Raw genomic sequence first — 19,459 nt, forward strand, 5'->3', positions numbered from 1 at the left:
CGTATTTCCTCAGCCGCCCAGGGCGACGGCGATTGCAACCAGGAACAATCCGAGACAGGTCATGGTGATGCCCGCATAAAACGGACGGCCGCCCGAAAACCGGGCCCACGCATAGCCGGTCACGAACAGCAGTGCGATCAGAAGGAAGTTGCTCGCCCTCAGGGCGCGGTTGGCGTCGTCGATCAGAAAGAACGGGACGACCGCAGGAAGGGCGGTGGCCGAGACCAGGATAAAGATCGCAATTGCCGCCGAAAGATCGTCTCTCGTCAGCGGCACCTTCACCGGCTCGGCACGGGTTGTGAGCGCGAGCAGCGACCGATAGAGCGCCTCCGCGTCTGCAGGCTTTGCGGAGAGCGGCGTGCCTTCGATCGGAAACTCCTTCGCGAGCACCGCGAGTGCGGCGCCTTCGTCCCTCGCCGTCTTGACCTGACGGAACAGGCGCAGACGCCTGCTCCTGAAAAACTTCGTTCCGAGCGTGAACAGGACGGCGTCGATAATGCCCCAGGCGAGATTGCATCCGATAGTCGCAACGACGAGGTCGCGCACGACCAGTCCTTCCTCACGCAGGACGAGTCTCGAACCGATCGTCCAGGTCAGCGCCATGATCAGCCCGAAAAGCACCTCGCCGAGCGCATCGCCGGGATCGAGATTTTCGAAGATGGAAAAGATCCCCGTAGGCTTCATGGAATGGCTCCGGGCAGGTCGTAGCCCCGGAACTATGATCGAAGTGGCGGATCTCTTCATTGCGTTGAATCAAGGCCGAGACAACGAGCGCCTGGAAAGCGGGGTTCGGCATTGCGTCGGGAACTGGCGCGCGCCCCCGTCCCGTGTGCGTGTCCTACAGTAATATACGTAGCCGTTGAGCCATTTCATGCATAATGGCAGGGTCGATCCCGGTCGGTTGGCCGCCATCGAAGATTGGGCGAAATCCTGAAGCGCGGTCCTCCGCGGATGATCTTATCGCTACTTGTTCTGACGCGGGATCACCCGTGCGTGCGCCTACCCAAGACATGGACCTTCCGATGGGGATCGGAAGCGTGTCGAGAGGAGTGAGGTAATGATGCGCGGCAGGGCGCGCGCAATACGAAACAGGCCTGCCTCGTGGCCAATGACCAGAGCAATGCCGCCTGCAGACAGGACAAGCGCCAGACCAGGCAGAGCGGCCGCAAGACTGCGCGCGACCTGAAATACTGAGATCTGGCCCTTCGGGTACAGCAGCTGGAGCGGCCGGAAACTCGCAGTCCCGCCCTTCAGGCGCACTGAGATCATATCGCGCCGATCCGCGGCAGGAATGGCGCGGCATTTGCCGGGCGGGGGCCCGGGCACTGGGGGAAAAACATGGGCTGGAACCGGCTCTATAGCTTGAAGAGCTACATCAAGTCATCGCTATGGCTGGTGCCATTCATTGCCCTGTTGCTCTACCTGATGGCAATCCGGGTGGCTTCCCTGCTGGAGCCCTGGATCATCTGGATCGAACCATGGCCGTGGGGCACCGAAGGCACCCAGAGGCTGCTAGAGACGATCATCACGATGACGCTGACCTTCGTCGTCTTCACCTTCGGCTCGCTGCTGGTGGCGATCCAGATCGCAGGCGGCCAACTGACGCCCAGGATCATTGCGACGACATTGCTGAATGACAATGCCATCCGCTTTACCGTCGGGCTTTTCACATTCACCCTGCTCTTTGCGACCGGCGCGCTGGTGCGGCTGGAAGCTGCCGTCCCGCAGGCCATCGCCCAGATCGCCGGCCTTCTCGGTTTTCTGTCGATCGCCGCCTTCCTCTATCTGATCGACTATGCCGCCCGCCTGCTGCGCCCGGTGAGCATCATGCTGCGCGTGAGCGAACAAGGCCGCGCGGTGATCGAGGATGTCTACCCTGCAATGGCGAAAGCCGAGGCCGACACCGCTGCCAGTTACCTGCGCCCCGGCACCGAGCCGGACAAGGTCATCCTCTACCGGGGGCGCCCCGCCATCATCGTCGCCGTGAACAAGGATGCGCTGCTGGCGAAGGCCGAGAAGACGCGCTCCGTTGTCGAGCTGGTTCCGCGCATCGGCGATTTCGTCGCCTCCGGCGAACCCCTCTTCCGGCTCTACGGCATCCTGTCGCCGGACGAAGACAAGCTCAAATCGCTGATTGCCTTCGGGCCGGAACGAACCCTCGAACACGACGCGACATTCGCCTTCAGGATCATCGCAGACATCGCGATCAAGGCGCTTTCGAAAGCGATCAACGATCCGACAACGGCTGTGCTCGCGATCGATCAGCTGCAGCGCCTGCTCTGCTTTGCCGGCAAGCGCGATCTGGGCAAGGAAGCGATTTTCAACGCGGCCGGCGAATTGCGGCTTATCTGCAGGACCCCGGACTGGGAAGATTTCGTGAAGCTCACCTTCAGCGAGATCAGGCTCTACGGCGCCGAGAATTTTCAGATCGCCCGCCGCCTGCGTGCCGTGCTGGAATATGGGCTGCAGGTGCTGCCCGAATTCCGCCGGCCTGCTCTCGAAACGGAAATGGCTCTGCTCGATCGGCGGCTCGCCCAGATCTACGACTTTCCGGAGGATCTGGAACTTGCCAAAATGCCGGACACGCAGGGCCTCGGCGGCTCGAAATCCCTCCCTCCGAAAGCGCAGTCCGCAACCGGCTCGGTCACCCCTTTTCGTCAATAGCGATCGACGCTGTTGCGACTGTGCCGATCCGGACGGCGGGTTCTGGATTTCCGCCGGTCCGGCCTTCCCTCGGGTTTTCGCGCTTACTGCTGGATATCGGGCTCGACCAGGCGTGCGAGATTGCGCAACGATTCCTGCCAGCCGAGATAGCAGGCCTCCGGCGGGATGAGATCCGGAATGCCGGCCTGCACCACATTGAGTTCGGTGCCGACCGAAACCTTCGTCAGGGTCACGGTCACGTCCATTTCGCCGGGCAGGTTGGCATCATCGAACTTGTCGGTGTAGCGGATCCGCTGGCCGGGAACGAGTTCCAGATATTCGCCGCCGAAGGAATGGCTGTGGCCGGTCGTGAAGTTGCGGAAGGACATCCTGTGCGTTCCGCCAACGACGGGCTCCAGATGATGAACCGTGCAGGTGAAACCGTTTGGCGGGAGCCATTTGCCCACGGCATCGGCTTCCAGGAAGGCGCGATAGACCTTGTCCGGCGTGGTCGCAAGGACACGGTGAAGTTTGATTGTGCTCGGCATGATGATCCTCCTTTGGATTGAACTTTGGCAATGCCTCTAGGACGACCCTCGTCCTCCCGATCCGACATTGCGACTGATTTTTTTGTCTCCGCTCCTTCGCCGATCATAGGGCAACCTTGCAAAAACACGACGGCAAAAAAAGCTGTTTTGATTTTTGCAAATCGATTTGCAAATCGATTTTTTGTGTGTTTTGATGCGCTCATGAGCACGATAGGCAAGGTCGCAGAACGAGCAGGAGTATCGCGGACGACAGTCTCGCATGTGCTCAATCATGCCGATCGCGTCTCCCAGGCGCTCAGGGAAAAAGTGCTCGCGGCGGTCGAAGAGCTCGGCTATGTGCCGAACCCGCAGGCCCAGAGCCTGCGCACCGGCAAGACCAATCTGGTCGCCATGCTGATCCCCGATATCCGCAACCCCTTCTATCCCGAACTCGTCAAGACGGCGCAGTCGGAGATGGAGGCGGCCGGCCTCGACATGCTGATCTTCAATACCGACGTGCCGGGCGGCCATTCGCAGGAGCATGGGCGCGAATATCTGCGCCAGATCCGCAACCGCCGCATCGACGGCCTGATCGTCGGCGACTTCGCCCTGCACGGCATGCACGACGCTCTCTTAGGCATCGACCTGCCGACCGTCTTCATCGGCGACCTGCCGAACCAGGCCGTCGACAGCCTGAAGATCGATGATTTCGGCGGCGGCCGGCTGATGGGGCAATATCTGGCTTCCAAGGGCCACAAGCGCATCGCCCATGTCACCGGCCCCTCCTTCTTTGCCGAAGCGATGGCGCGGGCGGCAGGCTTCGAACAGGGCCTGCGCGATGGCGGCGTCGAGCCCGATCCCGCCCTGCGCTTCGAGGGCAGCTATCTCGGTCCCTCGGGCCAGGCTTCGGTCGAGTGGCTGCTTGAACACCACAAGGGCGCCCTGCCCTCGGTCGTCTTCTTCGCCAACTTCCTGATGGCCTCCGGCGCGCTTGCCGAGTTCTACGATCGCGGCATCAGGATACCGCAGGATATGGCGGTCTCCGTCTTCGGCGACCAGACGCAGCTCGAATATGTGCGCCCGCGCCTGACCCGCGTCGGCCGCCCGCCTGCAGCCCTTGCCGAGCGCGCCACCGCCATGCTGCTCGAGCGCATGTCAGGACGATATGACGGGCCGCCGCGCTCGGAAATCATCGCCTGCAGCCTTCAGCCTTTCGATACCGCATGAACAAAAACCGCCTGCTTGCCCGAAGAGGAGCCGGCCTGCAGGTCCATCAACGGGAGGAAGACATGACCGATATCAAGACGCCTGCAAAGGGCATTTCCCGCCGGCAGCTGATCCGCAAGGGTGCGCTGTTCACCGGCGCCGGGCTTGCCGCCGGCCTGACCGGCTTTCCCTATATCAACCGGATGGCGGTGCGCGCTCAAGGCACGCCACTGAAATTCTGGCAGTTCTATGCGCCGGGCGGCCAGATCGCCAGCCAGGTCGACTGGTTCACCCAGATGATCACCGCCTGGAACGACAGCCACGAGCAGAAGGTGGAGCTCGAATATGTTCCGAACGCCGAATATATCAACGGCCCCAAGCTCGCCACCTCCTTCGCCTCCAATGAAGGCCCGGATATCTTCCTGATCTCGCCCGGCGATTTCCTGCGCTACTACAATGGCGGCGTGCTGCAGGACCTGACGCCGCATATTGACGACGCCACCAAGGCGGATTTCCCCGAAAGCGTCATCGCCAACCGCATGGTGGACGGCAAGATCTACGGCGTGCCGATGGAAGTCGAGCCGATGGCCATGTATTACTCGGTCAAGGCTTTCGAGGAAGCCGGTCTCAACGAAAACGATGTGCCCAAGACCTGGGACGAGCTGCTCGAAGTCGCCAAGAAGCTGACGACGCCGAACCGCTACGGCGTGCTCTTCGAGACGACGCCCGGCTATTACCAGAACTTCACCTGGTACCCGTTCCTCTGGCAAGGCGGCGGCGAATTCCAGACGAAGGACGGCAAGAGCGCCTTCGATTCACCGGCAACGGTACAGGCGCTGAAATTCTGGCAGGATGCCGTCAATAGCGGTGCCGCGCCTCGCCAGGTGCTCGGCAATGGCGCCAACGATACGGTGGCCAATCTTGCCGCCGGCTATTGCGCCATCCAGAATGTCGGCATCTGGGGCATTTCGCAGCTTGCGGGCAATGCCAAGGATTTCGAATACGGCGTCTTCAGGCTGCCGACACCGGCCAACGGCAAATATGTGACCGTCGGCGGCGGCTGGGCCTTCGTTGCCAATGCCAAGGGCAAGAGCCCGGATGCGGCTGCCGAATTCTGCGCCTGGGCGCTCGCCTCCATGGACAAGGGTTCCGTGCAGCGTGTCGCCGACTGGTGCACCAAGGCGAAATCAGACATGCCGCCGCGCAACAGCGCGCTGAAGGCCGGCGGCGATGCCTTCACTGCCGGCAATATCGGCACCTTCGCGAAGGATATTCACCCCGGGACAAGGGCTGAACCGCGGGTGCCGCCGGAGGTCTACAAGATCATCTCCGACGCCATCCAGCAGACCCAGCTTGGCGGCGCCGATCCGCAACAGACGGCGACCGCAGCTTCCCAGCAGCTCGACGCGTTCCTCGCTTCCTATAGCGGCGCGCCGATCCTCTAGCTGAGAAGCGGGCCGCACGCGAACCTCGCGTGCGGTCTTTCGGGAGATGCAGATGGATACGGGTATGAGCCCACACCAGAACAAGCCGGATCAGAGCCGGTCCGATCCGGGCACGCCCCTTCGCCGCAAGGGCCTGTCGGCCAAACATCGCGAATGGATCGCGGGCTATCTCTTCGTGCTGCCGGATGCGATCGGCCTTCTGATCTTCCTCGGCCTGCCGATGGCGCTTTCGTTGGTGCTGGCACTCTTCGAGGTCAACGGCTTCGGCGGCTATCGCTTCGTCGGCTTTGCCAATTTCCTGCGCATGGGCAAGGACCCGCTCTTCTGGCAGGCGGCCCGCGTCACCGCGCTCTATGCCGTCCTGCTCGTGCCGCTTCTCTATGTCTGCGGCCTCGGCCTTGCCCTGCTCGTGCAGAAGACCAACCGTTTCAACGCAGTCATGCGGGCCATGTTCTTCGCGCCGCACATGGTCAGCCTCGTCGTCGTCGCCGTCGTCTGGCAGTTTATGGTGGTCGACAAGATCGGCGTGATCAACAAGCTGACGCCGCTTCTCGGCATATCGGGCGTTTCCTTCCTCGGCGATCCGCAATTTGCCCTCGTCACCGTCGTCTTCGTCAGCCTCTGGTTCCTGATGGGCTTCTACATGCTGATCTTCTTGGGCGGGCTGCAGGATATCCCCAAGGAATATTACGAAGCGGCCAGGATCGATGGCGCGAGCCCCTATCACTGCTTCTGGCACATCACCCTGCCGCTCCTGAAACCGACGAGCTTCTTCGTGCTGATGGTCTCAATGGTGGCGGCCGTCGCCGGCGCCCAGGCCTTCGACATCATCTACGTCATGACCAAAGGGGGACCCGCCAATTCCACCTCGGTGCTGATCGTCTACATCTACCAGCAGGCCTTTTCCTTCGGCGCCTTCGGCTACGCCGCCGCCATGTCCTCGGTGCTGGTCGTCGTGCTGATGCTGGTCACCGCCATCTTCTTCGTCATGACCAAGGGAGGCCGCTTCAATTATGACTGAGGCCCGCGCTTCATCCTATCCTTCCAACTCGCAGGTGACGATCGTGCGCGTCCTCTGGATGCTCGTGACCGCGATCCTGGCGCTGATGATCCTCTTTCCGCTTCTGTGGATGGTGTCGATCGCCTTCAAGACACCGGCCGAATCCTTCTCCGCCAACCTGATCCCCGAACATCCGACCCTCGACAATTTCAAATATGTGCTGACCGGTGTTCCCTTCATCCGCTACATGGCCAACAGCTTCTTCGTGTCGGCGAGCGTCACTGTGATCGCGCTGTTCTTCCACACGATGGCGGGTTATGCGCTGGCGCGCCTGCGCTTTCCCGGCCGCGAGGTGATCTTCCTCGCAATCTTTTCCACCTTCCTCGTCTCGCTGCCCGTCATCATCGTGCCGCTCTTCGTGATCGTGCGCGCCATGGGCATGCTCAACACCTATGCCGGGCTGATCGTGCCAGCGATCTTCAATGCCTTCGGCATCTTCCTTCTCAGGCAATATTACCTGTCGCTGCCGCGCGAGATCGAGGAAGCGGCGATCGTCGACGGCGCCGGCTACTGGCGCATCTACTGGAGCATCATCCTGCCGCTCAGCCGGCCGATCATGGCCGCACTCGCCATCCTGTTTTTCCTGGCCAACTGGAACGCCTTCCTCTGGCCGCTGACGGTCGCCTACAAGGCCGACCTCTGGGTGGTCCAGGTCGGCATCGCCAACTTCAAGAGCCAGTATTCCGCCTCGTGGAACTACATGATGGCGGCCTCCACGATCGTCGCCATCCCGACCCTCGTGCTCTTCATCATCTTCCAGCGCCAGATCATGGATTCGCTGAAAACCAGCGGACTGAAATAACATCGAGAGGAGATTTGAATGACCCAGGCTGGCATTTCGCCGCTGCGCGGGCTTGCGACACTGAGAAAGGCGAAGACGCGCCGCTTCTCCAGCTACGACCGCACCGGCGGCAATGACGACCGGCTGCATATCGAGCCGGGCAAGACCGTCGTCATCGCCGAACATGCGGGCGCCGGCATCGTCACGCACATCTGGGCGACGCTCGCCTGCGAGAGCGAAAGCTTCCTGCGCAAGATCGTGCTGCGCGCTTACTGGGATGGCGAGGACAGCCCGAGCATCGAAGCCCCGATCGGCGATTTCTTCGGCATGGGCCACGCGCAGACAGGCAATTATGCCAGCCTGCCGATGCAGGCGAGCCCCGAGGATGGCAAGGCTTTCAACTGCTATTTCCCGATGCCCTTTGGCAGCCACATGCGCTTCACCATCACCAATGAAGCCGAACACGACCTGCTCTTCTACTACTATGTCGATCTCGAGCTGCATGACCGGCTGGAAGACGGGCTCGGCCGCTTTCACGCACAGTATCGACAGGCCCGCCCAAAGGGCGAGAGCGAGGTGGGCCTCACCAACGAACAGTTCCTGTTCGGCGGCGAGACGACCGACGGCAAGGAGAACTATACGATCCTGGAGGCCGAGGGCCACGGCCACTATGTCGGCGTGCTCTTTTCCGTCTATTCGCGCCGCCGGTCCGACGTCTGGGACTGGTACGGCGAAGGCGACGACATGATCTTCATCGACGGCGAGCCGGGCCTCTCCGTGCCGGATACCGTGCGCAAGCCCGATCCGCGCATCGGCCCGAAAGCAGCCCTCATCGAGCCGCGCGGTGAAAGCAGCCTAGGGGCCAACGACGCCTGGCCGCCGACCCTGCACGGCACCGGCACGGAAGACTATTTCAACACCGCCTGGTGCCCGACACAGGATTATAGCGGCCCCTATCACGGCATCATCTCCGCCGGCGGCCCGAACTGGACCGAGCCGGTGACGCTCTACCGCTGGCACCTCGAAGACCCCGCCATCTTCCAGAAGCGCATCCGCGTGACGATCGAACACGGCCACGCCAACCGGCGCTCCGACGACATCTCCTCCGTCGCCTTCTGGTACCAGGCCGAACCGCACAAGCCTTTCGATCCGCTGCCGGCGATGGAAGAGCGCGTCCCGACGTTTCGGCGGCCCTACCAGAACTGGAATGCGGCGGCAGCGGCAGCGAAGAAGGGTGGCATGTAGAGCGAGGAGAAAGACCCCTCCCCAACCCCTCCCCACAAGTGGGAGGGGCTAAACCGGGGCGCCGCCTCGTTCCTCTCGAAACGTCGAGGATTCGGAGAGCGTGCGCGGGACATCAGGCTCAACCGGTCCAGAAAATCGGAGGCGTCAAAGCGGTAACAATGCGTCAGGCTTCACATCACCGATGGATGCGTAACTGTGCGTTTCCCTGACGCCGGGAAGCGGCAGAATGACCCGCTGCAGGAATTCCTGAAACGTCGCCATGTCAGCTATTCGTGCTTTGACCAGGTAGTCGAAACCACCGATCACCATATGACATTCGATGATTTCGGGCGCCTTCGCAACAGCTTCTGCAAACCGGTCGAAGACGTGCGGCGCGGTGTGGTCGAGCCTTACCTGGATAAAAACGAGCGTACCGCGTCCGATCTTTGAAGGCTCGAGCACAGCCCGCACCGCGCGGATGAAGCCCTCACTGAAAAGCCGCTTGATGCGCTGCGATGCGCCGGTGGGTGATAATCCAACGCGCTCGGCGAGGTCAAGAACAGTCCGGCGGCCATCTTCTTGCAACAGCCCGAGCAGCATGCGATCGACACGGTCCAAGTCGCTCATTTATGATTCTCACTTTTCTGGATTAAAATACGAGATAATCACGCAGATAGGTCGAAATCATTATATTTCGTCGCGCCGTTTGCCGCAATACGGTTGGAAAGTAACTCAAGCCAACCAATCGAAGGCAAGCAACACCATGCACAGAGCCCAACCTGCCTTAAGCACTCACACAAAAGGTGAGATCAAGATTCTCTCCCTGAGCGAAGCGGAGGTCAAAACATGCATCGACCTGCGCAAACTGCTCGACGCGCTAGCCGACGGGTTCAAAGCGCTCTCCGATGGTCGTGTCGTCAATCCAGCGCGGCCACAACTCGATATTCCGAATGCAGGCTATTCGTTGGCGATGCCGGCCTGGATGGAGGGAATGTATTTGACCGTAAAACTGGTCAACGTGTTCGAAGGCAATATCGCCAAGGGCATCCCCAGTCACCTCGCAACGATACATCTCTTCGACCCGGAAACAGGAATGCCTGTTTGCATTATGGACGGCACCTACATCACGGCCGTACGCACGTCTGGCTCGGCCGTCCTTTCGGTGCGAGAGCTCGCCAGGCGCAATGCCAGGGTCGCGACCGTCGTGGGCGCGGGCGTTCAAGCCAACCAGCACCTTCACCTGTTGCCGCTCGTTCGCGATTTCCAGGAAATTCGGGTGTTCTCCAAAGATTTTGCTGATGCGCAGGCGCTGGCGTCACGTCATTCGGGCATCACTGCCGTCGAGGACCTTGAGGCCGCGATACGCTCTTCAGATGTCGTGTGCCTGGCGACGCACTCCTATGTCCCCGCAATATCCGCAGAATGGGTTCAACCGGGAACGCACGTGTCCTCGGTTGGCGTCGCGCCGCCCGGCGGCGAACTTCCGATCGATTTGATGGCGCGCGGCACTCTCTTTGTTGAGACGCGAGATTCGTTCGCTCCGACACCGGTGGGCTGCTGCGAACTTGCAAATATTGATCCCGAGACAGGCACCGATCTTGGTGCGATGTTGCTGAAACAGCGACCAGGTCGGACGTCAGATCAGCAGATCACAATCTACAAAGCCATGGGCGTCGCCATGGAAGATATGGTGGCGGCCGACCTCGCTTACCGCGAGGCCAAGCGGCTGGGTATGGGCCAAGCTATTTCTCTCTAGGTGGCCTGGACTGTGATTTGATCCATAGGACGGTGGTGGGCAGCCTGAACCATCAGGAGCCAATGCGCAGTTGCCCGCCGGTCCGGCTTGCCGCTAATCTTGCCGCATGCCGCGAAAGAGAAACCAAGACGTCACCTCCTGGTATGAGGCGCCAGCGCCGGATATCTGCCCGCTCTGCGGCCGGGTCGTTCCGGCTGAGCAGCGCGACGAACACCATCTCGTGCCCAAGAGCCGCGGCGGACGGCAGACGCAGGTCCTGCACCGCATCTGCCATCGCCAGATCCACGCACAGTTTTCCGAAGCGGAACTGGAACATTCCTATGCAACCGTCGAGGCCCTGCTTGCCCATCCCGCCATCCAGACCTTCGTCGCCTGGGTGAAGAACAAGCCGCCGGGCTTTTACGACGGCACACGGCGGAGCAACCGGCGACGGGAGTAAGGCGGCGGTTGCTCCGCGCGCTTTCATCGCCGTGCCGGCATCTCGTCTCTCCCGTTTATCCCTAGCCCCGGCGGATGCCGAGCAGCTTGTAGTGCTCGCTGCCGAGATCGCCGTTCTTGGGATAGTTCTGGTAGCAGACCCTGTTCCCCTGATTGCCGCCGAGGATCTTCAGCTTTGCTCCGAGGTCCTCGACGAAGAACCCCACATGGCCGTTCGTTCCGCCTGCCGGACCGCGGGCAAAGACGGCGATGTCGCCTTCCCTGGGATTGTCGCTCGCATCCTCTCCCCAGTCCTTCCAGCTTCTCGCATCCTGCCGGTCGGTGCCGATCATGCCGGCCTGTTCGACGCAGTAGTTCACGAAGGAGGAACACCAGGCGACGCTGTCGTCGGTTCCGGACCAGTGATTGGTGGTCTTGTGATACATGACGATGCGCGGGTTGTTGCCGCTGCCGGGAACCTCGGCGACACCCTCTGCCAGTTCTTCCCTGGCTTTATCGTAGGGCGTGGCACCAACCGTGGATGCAAGCGGGAACCCGCCCGACAGCACCTTGAGGAAGGTTGCGTGCGTGTAGCCGTCGGCAGCGCCGTCGCCGTTCAGATCGACCTTGGCCCAGTCGCCGTTGCGCTCCAGGATGGTCAGCGGTGTGCCGAGCGCAAGCACCTTTTCGACTGCGAAACTCTCGCCCGGCCCGCGACGCAGGTTGAGCCCGCCGGTGGCGCTGACTTCCGCCAGCTCGGAATGTATCTCGACCGCAGCCGCAAGCAGCGGCGAAGCGCCGAGCATCGGGGCCTCGGAAACCGCGCTGGCACGGAACTGGCCGAAATCCTTCCATTTACCGCCGACGATATTGCCGTCGTAACCGACCCCCTTGTAGGCCAGCGGCGGATGCACCTGGTAGAGCGCCCATTGGTCGGTCTTCAGCATGTCCTTTGTGCCCGACCAGCCGGTTGCCGCGGCCAGCCAGACGAAGTCCGCAAAGCCCGCCTGGCGAACCGCGGCACCGACTGCACCCGAACCATAGACCCCGACACGATGACGGCCGAGCAGCGCCTGCGACACAGCCTGGAAATAGGCCCTGATCGAGGCCAGATCCGGCGCCTTGTAATAATCGTGATCGACCGAGAAATAGATCGCCGAATTCCTCGGCTGCCCGTAGCTCTCGGCAAGATCGAGGGCACGGGCTGCGTCCCTCGCACCGGACTCGGCATCGAGGTCACCAATATTGCCGCCCGCACCGCCGCGCTGCTGAAAGACGATGGCCAGGGACAGGCCCGCATCGAGAATGTTGTCGTATTCGGCCTTTTCGATCCGCTTCTGCGGCAGCTTGTTCGAATTGGTATGGTTATAGTAGCGAATAATGGTTTCGACGCCTTCGGCTTTCAGTTCGTTGGCGTATTGGCCCAATTCCCATGGGCTATCGATGACCTTGTGCATGTCGATTCCCCCAAAACGATTTTGAAAAACTGGCTGAAGCCAAATAGAATTACCAGATACACTTATATGGTGCAATATATATTGCAGAATATCTTTTCACTTCTTCGCCAGAACCTGAACGAAATCTTGGAACTATACTGGCGCAACAGGACAGGATACGCCAGCACTACCTGCCCTTGCCCTTCCGGGCGCGCTTGCCCGCCACCTCGACCAGCCGCCGGAAAGTCGGGCATTCCATATGGGAGGGCGCGGAGCATTCGGCGACGTGGCGCAGCGTGTCGCTGAGCGCGGTCAGCTCCCGGATCTGGCGATCGATCTCGTCGGCCTTCTGGTGCAGCGCGGCGCGCGGCAGGTCCGGCGCGCCGGTCCTGCCGAACATGCCGGATATTTCGTCCAGCGAGAAACCGGCCGTCTTGCCCATGGCGATCAGCTTCAGCTGCAACAGCACATCGGGCGCGAACTGGCGGCGCAGCCCATGGCGGAAGACCGAGGTGATGAGCCCGACCTCCTCGTAGTAGCGCAGCGCCGAAGGCTTGATTCCGCTGCGCGCTGAGACTTCTCCGATATCCAGAAATTTCATGCTTGACCTCAAGTCGGCTTGAATTCGTAGCCTGCTCCTGAACGACATTTCAAGCAAGAGGACATCGATATGGAACAGGCGGAAATGAATGGATCGGAGCGAAGGGAAAGACGCGGCGCCACACTGGCCCTCTCGCTTTCGATGCTGCTCGCCTCGCTCGGCACCAGCATCGCCAACATCGCCCTGCCCGATCTGGCAAAGGCCTTTTCGGCACCCTTTGCGGAGGTGCAGGGCGTCGTCGTCAGCTATCTCGCAGCCTTGACGATTTCGGTCGTCGTCGCCGGTCGGCTCGGCGATCTCTATGGGCTGAAGCGCATGCAGCTTGCGGGCCTTACCCTCTTTGCCGTGGCTTCGCTGCTTTCGGCAATGGCACCCGATCTGCCGCTGCTGATGGCGGCCCGCGCGGTTCAAGGCGTCGGTGCGGCCTTCCTGATGACGATCTCGATGGCGCTGATGCGCGAGACGGCAAGCGAGGCGCGCATTGGTCGCGCCATGGGCCTGCTCGGCACCGTTTCCGCCCTTGGCACGGCGCTCGGTCCTTCGCTCGGCGGCGCGCTGATTCCCCTTGCCGGCTGGCGCGGCATCTTCTGGGTCCAGGTTCCGCTGGCGGCACTCGCGCTGATCCTGGCGATCGCGGCGCTGCCGACTGACAGGGCCAGGGGCAAGGCACGCCCGGCGAATATGTTTGCCGTGATGGAAAAGCGCCTCCTCCCCAATCTCATCGTCAACATCGTGGTGGCGGCCGTGATGATGGCGACGCTGGTCGTCGGCCCCTTCTATCTCGGTCTGGCACTCGGTCTGAAGGCAGCTTCGGTCGGCCTCGTCATGTCCGTCGGCCCCGTCATTTCCATCGTCAGTGGTGTTCCCTCCGGCCGGCTTGTCGATGCCTGGGGCGCGCGCGCCGTGCTTTCGAGCGGCCTTGCGCTGCTCGCCGCCGGCGCCTTCCTCTTGGCGATCCTCCCGCAGATCCTGGATGTCGCGGGCTATATTGCCGCCATCATCGTGCTGACGCCCGGCTACCAGCTTTTTCAGGCCGCCAACAATACCGCCGCCCTTGCCGATGTGCCGAAGGAGCGGCGCGGCATGGCCTCCGGCCTGCTCGGACTGTCACGCAATATCGGCCTGATGGCGGGCGCATCCCTCATGGGCGCGGTCTTTGCCTATGGCACCGGCACCGGGGATTTCATTCATGCGGCACCGGCAGCGATTTCGGCCGGCATGCAGCTGACCTTCCTGCTCGCCGGCGGGCTGATGATTGGCGCCATGGCGGTCATCTTCGCTGGCGCCTTTGAGCGGAGATCGGCCAGAGCATGACAATTGCCGACCTGTCTCGGGCGGAGCGCCGCACCGTCCGGGTTGCCATTACCAAAGCAGCCGCACCGACATGCCGCCATCGACGATTGTCGAGCTGTCTGTCATGAAGTCCGAGAGGTCCAACCCTTCCAAAAACCTCTTGCAGGTGCAACCATATGACGCTGACGACAAGGACGCATTGAAGCGCGATACAGCCTTCGGAGGAATTGATGCACTACACACTTCATGCGGCGCCCGGCTCCTGTGCTTTTGCGCCTCACATCCTGTTGGAGGAAATAGGGAAGCCCTATTCGCTGGCGTTAATGTCTCCAGGCCATCCAGAAACCAAGACTGAGGAATTCCGTCGATTGAACCCGAAAGGGCGAATCCCTGTTCTTGCTGCCGAGAATTTCATCCTCACGGAAGCGCCGGCAATCCTGTTGCACCTCGGTCTGGAAAATCCCGATTCCGGGCTCCTGGGAACGGATCCGATCGACATCGTCCGTTCCGTCGAATGGTTTAACTGGCTGTCGAGCGCGGTTCACGCCGTCGCCGTCCGCATGATCTGGCGTGCCGACTTTTTCTTACCGGATGAATCGATGCACCCGCCCCTGGTAGACAAGGGAAAAGAGCATTTAACCTCCGCTTTTGCACTTGTAGAAACCAGATTGAAGGACCGGGTTTGGGCAGTCGGAGAGCATTACTCGATTGTTGATCCCTATCTGCTCGTATTCTTCAGATGGGGAAATCGCATGGCCATAGATATGCAGAATGCCTACCCTGCCTGGACCTCCCATGCTCGCCGCCTGGAGGGCCGCGCGGCAGTACAGCGAGCCATATCGCAGGAAGGAATATCCCTCTGGAAGTAGAATTTCAGTTGCATCATGCGAAGATTGGCAAGGCAGCTCAGGTAAATACGGCAATGCAGACGGCGGTCCAGAGCAACCCCGTCCCCAGTACCATCGCGCGCCTGGCGACGGCGACCTTGTCTGGCTCGTCCTCCGCCACAGGCGTGGTCACGATCCAGGGCACGCAACCAAGTGCGGCAAATCCGAGGACGGCGACGATCAGCACGAGATAATCGACGGCACGCCAGCTCCCCTGTTCATAGACACCCCAGTAACCCAGAAAGGCCATTCCGACCGCAAACATGGTGGCGGATGCGGAGCAGAGCCCCGTGACCGACCCGGTAGGCGCACGCAATATGCTTTTTTCACGTGTCTGCGAATTCATGAGGCAATATCCACACCGGTTGGCTGTCCCGCGGCAAATATGTCAGGAATCGAGCGCGGCGTGAAGCGCTGGCGACCTTCTGGAATGGCCGCGAACTTTCCCGCCTCGGGCGGCGCGCCCACCGCCCGAGACCAGTGCGGCTAGAGCAGCCGGACGGACATGCCGCCATCGACGATCATCGGGCTGCCGGTCATGAAGCTCGACTGGTCCGACAGCAGGAAGAGCGCTGCCTGCGCGATCTCCTTCGCTGCGGCCATCCGCTTCATCGGATGCAGGCCCGAGATATAATCGAGGAATTCGGGGTTGTTCTCTCCACCTGCCGGCGTGATCGTTCCGCCGGGAAGCAGGCTGTTGATCCTGATTCCGTCGGCCGCGTAATCGGCGGCAACCGATTGCACGAGACCGATCAGGCCCGCCTTGGAGGCTGCGTAAGCGCCCATGCCGGGCAGGCCGCCATTGCTGTATCCGACAAAGGACGAGGTGAAGACGATCGAGCCGCTGCGCTGTGCCTTCATCACAGGCAGCTGCGCCTTCAGCGCGAAGAAGGCGCTCGTCAGGTTGGTGGACATCACCGCCTCCCAGTTGGCAGCGCTCATCTCCGAAAACGCCCCCATCTCGCCGACGATGCCGGCATTGTTGAAGGCGCCGTCGAGCCGGCCATAGGCATCGAGCGCCCGGTCGACGAGCGCCTGCGCATAGGCTTCATCACGCACATCACCGGCCAGAGACGTTGCCATGCCGCCCATTTCGATGATCTCGGAAACGAGCTCCGAGAGGGTCTGCGCCCGCCGCGCACCGAGCACGAGCTGTGCGCCCTTCGCCGCAAACAGCCGGGCGGCGGCGGCCCCGATGCCGCTGCTTGCACCTGAAATGATGATGACCTTGTCTTCGAGTTCCATATCCGAGCCTCCTGTTTTCATGGCAACGGAGGCGTAGGAAATATGAGAAGCGGCAGCCACCCGATTCCGGATCGGCGACCCGCCACCCGACGAGGAACCCGTTAACCATCTCCCGCTCTCTAGGACTATGGTCCGACGAATGACAGACCTCGGTCCGATGCACGCTCCGCGTTTCGCGCCTAACATCGTTCTCATCCTGATGGCCGCTTTCCAGAGTCGGCTATCTCACGATTTTCGATGAATTATCCTGCGAGGGAGACCCGGATGCGTATCGCAACTCTTGCGTCCATAGCCGCACTTTCGATTGCCATGGCTTCCAGTCCGCTGACGATCACCGGCACCGATATTGCCGCCATGGCAAAGGGCGGTGGAAACGGTGGCGGCAATGGCGGCGGCAATGGTGGAGGTAATGGCGGCGGCAACGGTGGCGGTAACGGCAGCAGCAATAGTGGCGGCAATGGCGGCGGACAAAGCGGCAGCCACGAGAACCGCGGCCACCAGTCCGGCAATTCGAAGACGGGCAATTCGAAGACGGGCAACTCATCGCACGACAATTCGAGATCCGAAAACGAAGCCAGGGGCAAATCCGGCGAAGCGAAGACAAAATCGCTGGCAGCGAAAAACGAGCCTGCCGAGATCAAGCACAAGAACCTGGCCTCCGAGCTCAAGGGCCTCAACTCCCTCAACCGCAGCTACAAGGCCTATCTGCACACGTCCGATCCGAAGATGACCGCGATTGCTGCCTACGCGGTTGCCTATGCCCAGTTCGAACTCGACAACGGCATTGAACCCTCGGTCGACGATCCCGTCCTCGGCGATGACGCCTTGGAGGATGCGCTCGCTTCCGCCACGCGTCATGGCGAAGTGAGCCCGGCAGTCCTCGCCGAGGCCAAGGCCATTCTCGGCGTCGGTGATGCCGACGGCAAGATTGACCAGATCCGTGAATCCCTGTCCGACTCCGCCCCGACCTCGGCAGGGAATTAACGGCCGCTCGATCCGCCGGGCGGCATACCCGGCGGATCGATTGCACCTGTCATGGGTTTTCCCACGGGCAGGATAATTTCTTTCCCCTCGCAATTCCCCGTCGCCGCGCCGACGTGCGCCAGAGCGCCACGAATCTCCTTCGACTAGCTTTGCAAAGATCGGCTCCGGCGCAGATGCCGCTTCAGGAAATCTGCTTTGCAAGGAGCGGAACGGCCCTGTCCGCATCGACGAGCAGCCAACCAAGCTTTTCGTAGAAGGCCACCGCATCCGGTGCGGCGTGAACTTCCAGCTGCGTGATGCCTCTGTCGGCGGCGAGCCGTTCAAGAGCCTCCATCATGGCTCTGCCAATTCCCTGCCGCTGATATTGCGGAATGATTGCGACGAGGCGCACGGTTGCAGGGTCGGCACGCACGAGCCCGATATCCAGCCGGACGGTGCCAACCGGGACATCGTCGTAGATGAACAGCAGCGGAAGATGATTCTCCCGATGCTCGTCCGGATGATCCTCATCATAGCCAGCCTGGCCACGCAGTTCGAAGAGAACGTGACGTCTGATCGCGTGATATGCCTGCCACTGGTTTCTGTCCTGCACCTGCAGCAACTGCATTTTCATCGCCTGCTTGCCTCAGTCATTTTGATCGCAACCGTCATCTACGCGTGGATTTGCCGTAGCGTACTGATCCCACCCTGTCCTGCAATAGACGCCTCTGGCCAACATCGGGCAGAGACCATGAACCGATATTTTCTCGTCACGACCACCTGAGCCTTGCCCGGTATCGAGCCGAAACCGGAAAAACCCGCAAAAAACCTCTTGAGCCGGACCCAGCGTCATAGCTTAGAAACGGTTCCGACAGATCGCGGGAGGCCTGATGGACGCCAAGGGACGGGAAGAGAGCTGGCTGACGGCGGCTCAATGCGCCGAGCGGATCGGCATCACGGTGCGCGCGCTCAGGCTCTATGAAGAAACCGGGCTCATCCGGCCGCCGCGCACGGGAAAGAACTGGCGGCTTTATGGCACAAGGGAAATTGCACGGCTCACCGAGATCCTGGCGCTGAAGCGGCTGGGGCTCAGCCTGCAGGACATCGCCCGGCTGCTCGCCGGCCACGCGACCGATCTCGACCGCATGCTCGCCATGCAGAACCACGCCCTGCAGGAGCAGCTGACCCGCACGCAGCACAGCCTCGCCATGACAGACGCGCTGCGGGCGAAGATGACTGCAGGCGACATTCTCTCGATCGATGAACTGCTGAAGCTCGCAAAGGACACGAACATGACCGATACGTCAGCCGATGCCATAGCCTGGCGTCGTTATGAGCAGGCGCGACCGCGCACCGAACAGAAGATCGACCCTGCGCTCTATGCCGATTATGCCGGACACTATCATCTGGATACGTCGGCCTATGTGGTAAGCCTGCGCGACGGGCGGCTCTTCACGCGCTTGACCGGTCAGCCGGAGCTAGAAATCTTCGCCGAGGATGCCGACCGCTTCTTCTACAAGGCGGTTCAGGCACAGATCACCTTTACCCGCAACGAAAGCGGCGCTGTCACCGGCCTCGTGCTGCACCAGCACGGCTATGAACAGGCAGCATCCCGCATCGACGAACGCGCCGCGACCGATCTGGAAGAGGCGATTGCCACGCGCATCCGCGACAAGCAGCCGGTGGAAAACAGCAAGGCCCTGCTGGAACAGGTCATCGAACAGCACCAGCGCGGCGAACCCGACTATGAGCGGATGAGCCCGCCGCTCGCCGCCCTCGCACGCGAACAAGCTGCCATGATCAAGGCCGATCTCGATCGCATGGGGCCGCTCAGGGACATATCCTTCAAGGGCGTGACCGCGGAAGGCTGGGATGTCTACGACGTAGCCTTCGACAACGGCCATCTCGAATGGAGTTTCGCGCTGGCGGCAGACGGAAGATTCGGAGGCATCTTCATTCGCCCCTCGCTGTGATC

At 61.5% G+C, this 19,459-nt stretch carries 21 protein-coding genes; 12 read left to right on the forward strand and 9 right to left on the reverse strand.

The annotated features are described in order from the left end of the window. Positions 1–9: 9 nt before the first annotated feature. Both FHT93_RS05585 and FHT93_RS05590 read right to left on the reverse strand, forming a co-directional pair. A complete protein-coding gene (locus FHT93_RS05585; protein WP_018115795.1) occupies positions 10–684 on the reverse strand; it encodes a VIT1/CCC1 transporter family protein in 675 nt (224 codons plus the stop codon). Positions 685–999: 315 nt separating this feature from the next. Continuing rightward, on the reverse strand, positions 1,000–1,269 hold the full coding sequence (locus FHT93_RS05590; protein ID WP_183846555.1) for a hypothetical protein: 270 nt from the start codon (positions 1,267–1,269) through the stop codon (positions 1,000–1,002). 69 nt (positions 1,270–1,338) lie between these two features. On the opposite strand from FHT93_RS05590, the gene FHT93_RS05595 reads away from it, so the two are divergent. After that, a complete protein-coding gene (locus tag FHT93_RS05595; protein WP_112972565.1) occupies positions 1,339–2,664 on the forward strand; it encodes a DUF2254 domain-containing protein in 1,326 nt (441 codons plus the stop codon). A gap of 83 nt (positions 2,665–2,747) precedes the next feature. Here FHT93_RS05595 and FHT93_RS05600 read toward each other — a convergent pair whose 3' ends face one another. Beyond that, positions 2,748–3,191, reverse strand: coding sequence for an SRPBCC family protein (locus tag FHT93_RS05600; RefSeq protein ID WP_183846557.1), 444 nt, complete (start codon positions 3,189–3,191; stop codon positions 2,748–2,750). 201 nt (positions 3,192–3,392) lie between these two features. Here FHT93_RS05600 and FHT93_RS05605 point away from each other — a divergent pair, with 201 nt between their 5' ends. The 5 genes from FHT93_RS05605 (at position 3,393) to FHT93_RS05625 (ending at position 8,907) form a co-directional block, all read left to right on the forward strand. Next, entirely contained in the window at positions 3,393–4,397 is a 1,005-nt protein-coding gene (locus FHT93_RS05605; RefSeq protein ID WP_183846560.1) for a LacI family DNA-binding transcriptional regulator, read from the forward strand. A gap of 62 nt (positions 4,398–4,459) precedes the next feature. After that, on the forward strand, positions 4,460–5,821 hold the full coding sequence (locus FHT93_RS05610; RefSeq protein WP_183846562.1) for a sugar ABC transporter substrate-binding protein: 1,362 nt from the start codon (positions 4,460–4,462) through the stop codon (positions 5,819–5,821). Between the two features lie 52 nt (positions 5,822–5,873). Further along, positions 5,874–6,842 carry a sugar ABC transporter permease gene (locus FHT93_RS05615; RefSeq protein ID WP_246781552.1) on the forward strand — a complete coding sequence of 323 codons (969 nt, stop codon included), beginning with the start codon at positions 5,874–5,876 and terminating at the stop codon, positions 6,840–6,842. Continuing rightward, positions 6,835–7,683: a carbohydrate ABC transporter permease gene (locus FHT93_RS05620; RefSeq protein ID WP_183846564.1), complete on the forward strand. Its 849-nt coding sequence runs from the start codon at positions 6,835–6,837 to the stop codon at positions 7,681–7,683. Before FHT93_RS05615 ends, FHT93_RS05620 begins: the two co-directional genes overlap by 8 nt. Before the next feature lie 18 nt (positions 7,684–7,701). Then, on the forward strand, positions 7,702–8,907 hold the full coding sequence (locus FHT93_RS05625; RefSeq protein WP_183846566.1) for a glycoside hydrolase family 172 protein: 1,206 nt from the start codon (positions 7,702–7,704) through the stop codon (positions 8,905–8,907). A 144-nt stretch (positions 8,908–9,051) separates the two neighbouring features. On the opposite strand, the gene FHT93_RS05630 is transcribed toward FHT93_RS05625, so the two are convergent. Next, complete coding sequence (locus tag FHT93_RS05630; protein ID WP_112972569.1) at positions 9,052–9,513, reverse strand: Lrp/AsnC ligand binding domain-containing protein; 462 nt, start codon at positions 9,511–9,513, stop codon at positions 9,052–9,054. Positions 9,514–9,649: 136 nt separating this feature from the next. Here FHT93_RS05630 and FHT93_RS05635 point away from each other — a divergent pair, with 136 nt between their 5' ends. Beyond that, a complete protein-coding gene (locus FHT93_RS05635) occupies positions 9,650–10,642 on the forward strand; it encodes an ornithine cyclodeaminase family protein (RefSeq protein WP_183846568.1) in 993 nt (330 codons plus the stop codon). 106 nt (positions 10,643–10,748) lie between these two features. Beyond that, positions 10,749–11,081, forward strand: coding sequence for an HNH endonuclease (locus FHT93_RS05640; protein ID WP_183846570.1), 333 nt, complete (start codon positions 10,749–10,751; stop codon positions 11,079–11,081). A gap of 61 nt (positions 11,082–11,142) precedes the next feature. Here the strand turns inward: FHT93_RS05640 and FHT93_RS05645 are convergent, their stop codons facing one another. After that, a complete protein-coding gene (locus tag FHT93_RS05645; protein ID WP_112972572.1) occupies positions 11,143–12,516 on the reverse strand; it encodes a TIGR02594 family protein in 1,374 nt (457 codons plus the stop codon). A gap of 166 nt (positions 12,517–12,682) precedes the next feature. Beyond that, positions 12,683–13,096 (reverse strand): helix-turn-helix domain-containing protein, encoded by a 414-nt coding sequence (locus tag FHT93_RS05650; RefSeq protein WP_113115937.1) that lies wholly within the window; start codon positions 13,094–13,096, stop codon positions 12,683–12,685. A gap of 69 nt (positions 13,097–13,165) precedes the next feature. On the opposite strand from FHT93_RS05650, the gene FHT93_RS05655 reads away from it, so the two are divergent. Together FHT93_RS05655 and FHT93_RS05660 are read left to right on the forward strand one after the other, a co-directional pair. Continuing rightward, positions 13,166–14,410, forward strand: a complete 1,245-nt coding sequence (locus FHT93_RS05655; protein ID WP_183846571.1) for an MFS transporter — start codon at positions 13,166–13,168, stop codon at positions 14,408–14,410. A gap of 209 nt (positions 14,411–14,619) precedes the next feature. Then, on the forward strand, positions 14,620–15,258 hold the full coding sequence (locus FHT93_RS05660; protein ID WP_183846573.1) for a glutathione binding-like protein: 639 nt from the start codon (positions 14,620–14,622) through the stop codon (positions 15,256–15,258). Positions 15,259–15,295: 37 nt separating this feature from the next. Here the strand turns inward: FHT93_RS05660 and FHT93_RS05665 are convergent, their stop codons facing one another. Both FHT93_RS05665 and FHT93_RS05670 read right to left on the reverse strand, forming a co-directional pair. Next, entirely contained in the window at positions 15,296–15,622 is a 327-nt protein-coding gene (locus FHT93_RS05665) for a hypothetical protein (RefSeq protein WP_183846575.1), read from the reverse strand. Between the two features lie 140 nt (positions 15,623–15,762). Then, positions 15,763–16,521 (reverse strand): SDR family oxidoreductase, encoded by a 759-nt coding sequence (locus tag FHT93_RS05670; RefSeq protein WP_112972574.1) that lies wholly within the window; start codon positions 16,519–16,521, stop codon positions 15,763–15,765. A 264-nt stretch (positions 16,522–16,785) separates the two neighbouring features. Here FHT93_RS05670 and FHT93_RS05675 point away from each other — a divergent pair, with 264 nt between their 5' ends. Further along, the gene (locus FHT93_RS05675; RefSeq protein ID WP_183846577.1) at positions 16,786–17,505 is read left to right on the forward strand and encodes a hypothetical protein; all 720 of its coding nucleotides are present in this window, start codon (positions 16,786–16,788) and stop codon (positions 17,503–17,505) included. 181 nt (positions 17,506–17,686) lie between these two features. Here the strand turns inward: FHT93_RS05675 and FHT93_RS05680 are convergent, their stop codons facing one another. Next, a complete protein-coding gene (locus FHT93_RS05680; RefSeq protein ID WP_246781553.1) occupies positions 17,687–18,112 on the reverse strand; it encodes a GNAT family N-acetyltransferase in 426 nt (141 codons plus the stop codon). 262 nt (positions 18,113–18,374) lie between these two features. Here FHT93_RS05680 and FHT93_RS05685 point away from each other — a divergent pair, with 262 nt between their 5' ends. Next, positions 18,375–19,457: a MerR family transcriptional regulator gene (locus tag FHT93_RS05685; protein ID WP_183846581.1), complete on the forward strand. Its 1,083-nt coding sequence runs from the start codon at positions 18,375–18,377 to the stop codon at positions 19,455–19,457. Positions 19,458–19,459: the final 2 nt, after the last annotated feature.

Origin of the sequence: Rhizobium sp. BK379, from assembly GCF_014193955.1 — a bacterium.
Taxonomy (GTDB): Bacteria; Pseudomonadota; Alphaproteobacteria; order Rhizobiales; family Rhizobiaceae; genus Rhizobium.

Bases quoted from the DNA above. Each gene is read 5' to 3' on its own strand.
- FHT93_RS05585 (WP_018115795.1), bottom strand. From the start codon at position 684: ATGAAGCCTACGGGGATCTTTTCCATCTTCGAAAATCTCGATCCCGGC.
- FHT93_RS05590 (WP_183846555.1), bottom strand. From the start codon at position 1,269: ATGATCTCAGTGCGCCTGAAGGGCGGGACTGCGAGTTTCCGGCCGCTC.
- FHT93_RS05595 (WP_112972565.1), top strand. From the start codon at position 1,339: ATGGGCTGGAACCGGCTCTATAGCTTGAAGAGCTACATCAAGTCATCG.
- FHT93_RS05600 (WP_183846557.1), bottom strand. From the start codon at position 3,191: ATGCCGAGCACAATCAAACTTCACCGTGTCCTTGCGACCACGCCGGAC.
- FHT93_RS05605 (WP_183846560.1), top strand. From the start codon at position 3,393: ATGAGCACGATAGGCAAGGTCGCAGAACGAGCAGGAGTATCGCGGACG.
- FHT93_RS05610 (WP_183846562.1), top strand. From the start codon at position 4,460: ATGACCGATATCAAGACGCCTGCAAAGGGCATTTCCCGCCGGCAGCTG.
- FHT93_RS05615 (WP_246781552.1), top strand. From the start codon at position 5,874: ATGGATACGGGTATGAGCCCACACCAGAACAAGCCGGATCAGAGCCGG.
- FHT93_RS05620 (WP_183846564.1), top strand. From the start codon at position 6,835: ATGACTGAGGCCCGCGCTTCATCCTATCCTTCCAACTCGCAGGTGACG.
- FHT93_RS05625 (WP_183846566.1), top strand. From the start codon at position 7,702: ATGACCCAGGCTGGCATTTCGCCGCTGCGCGGGCTTGCGACACTGAGA.
- FHT93_RS05630 (WP_112972569.1), bottom strand. From the start codon at position 9,513: ATGAGCGACTTGGACCGTGTCGATCGCATGCTGCTCGGGCTGTTGCAA.
- FHT93_RS05635 (WP_183846568.1), top strand. From the start codon at position 9,650: ATGCACAGAGCCCAACCTGCCTTAAGCACTCACACAAAAGGTGAGATC.
- FHT93_RS05640 (WP_183846570.1), top strand. From the start codon at position 10,749: ATGCCGCGAAAGAGAAACCAAGACGTCACCTCCTGGTATGAGGCGCCA.
- FHT93_RS05645 (WP_112972572.1), bottom strand. From the start codon at position 12,516: ATGCACAAGGTCATCGATAGCCCATGGGAATTGGGCCAATACGCCAAC.
- FHT93_RS05650 (WP_113115937.1), bottom strand. From the start codon at position 13,096: ATGAAATTTCTGGATATCGGAGAAGTCTCAGCGCGCAGCGGAATCAAG.
- FHT93_RS05655 (WP_183846571.1), top strand. From the start codon at position 13,166: ATGGAACAGGCGGAAATGAATGGATCGGAGCGAAGGGAAAGACGCGGC.
- FHT93_RS05660 (WP_183846573.1), top strand. From the start codon at position 14,620: ATGCACTACACACTTCATGCGGCGCCCGGCTCCTGTGCTTTTGCGCCT.
- FHT93_RS05665 (WP_183846575.1), bottom strand. From the start codon at position 15,622: ATGAATTCGCAGACACGTGAAAAAAGCATATTGCGTGCGCCTACCGGG.
- FHT93_RS05670 (WP_112972574.1), bottom strand. From the start codon at position 16,521: ATGGAACTCGAAGACAAGGTCATCATCATTTCAGGTGCAAGCAGCGGC.
- FHT93_RS05675 (WP_183846577.1), top strand. From the start codon at position 16,786: ATGCGTATCGCAACTCTTGCGTCCATAGCCGCACTTTCGATTGCCATG.
- FHT93_RS05680 (WP_246781553.1), bottom strand. From the start codon at position 18,112: ATGCAGTTGCTGCAGGTGCAGGACAGAAACCAGTGGCAGGCATATCAC.
- FHT93_RS05685 (WP_183846581.1), top strand. From the start codon at position 18,375: ATGGACGCCAAGGGACGGGAAGAGAGCTGGCTGACGGCGGCTCAATGC.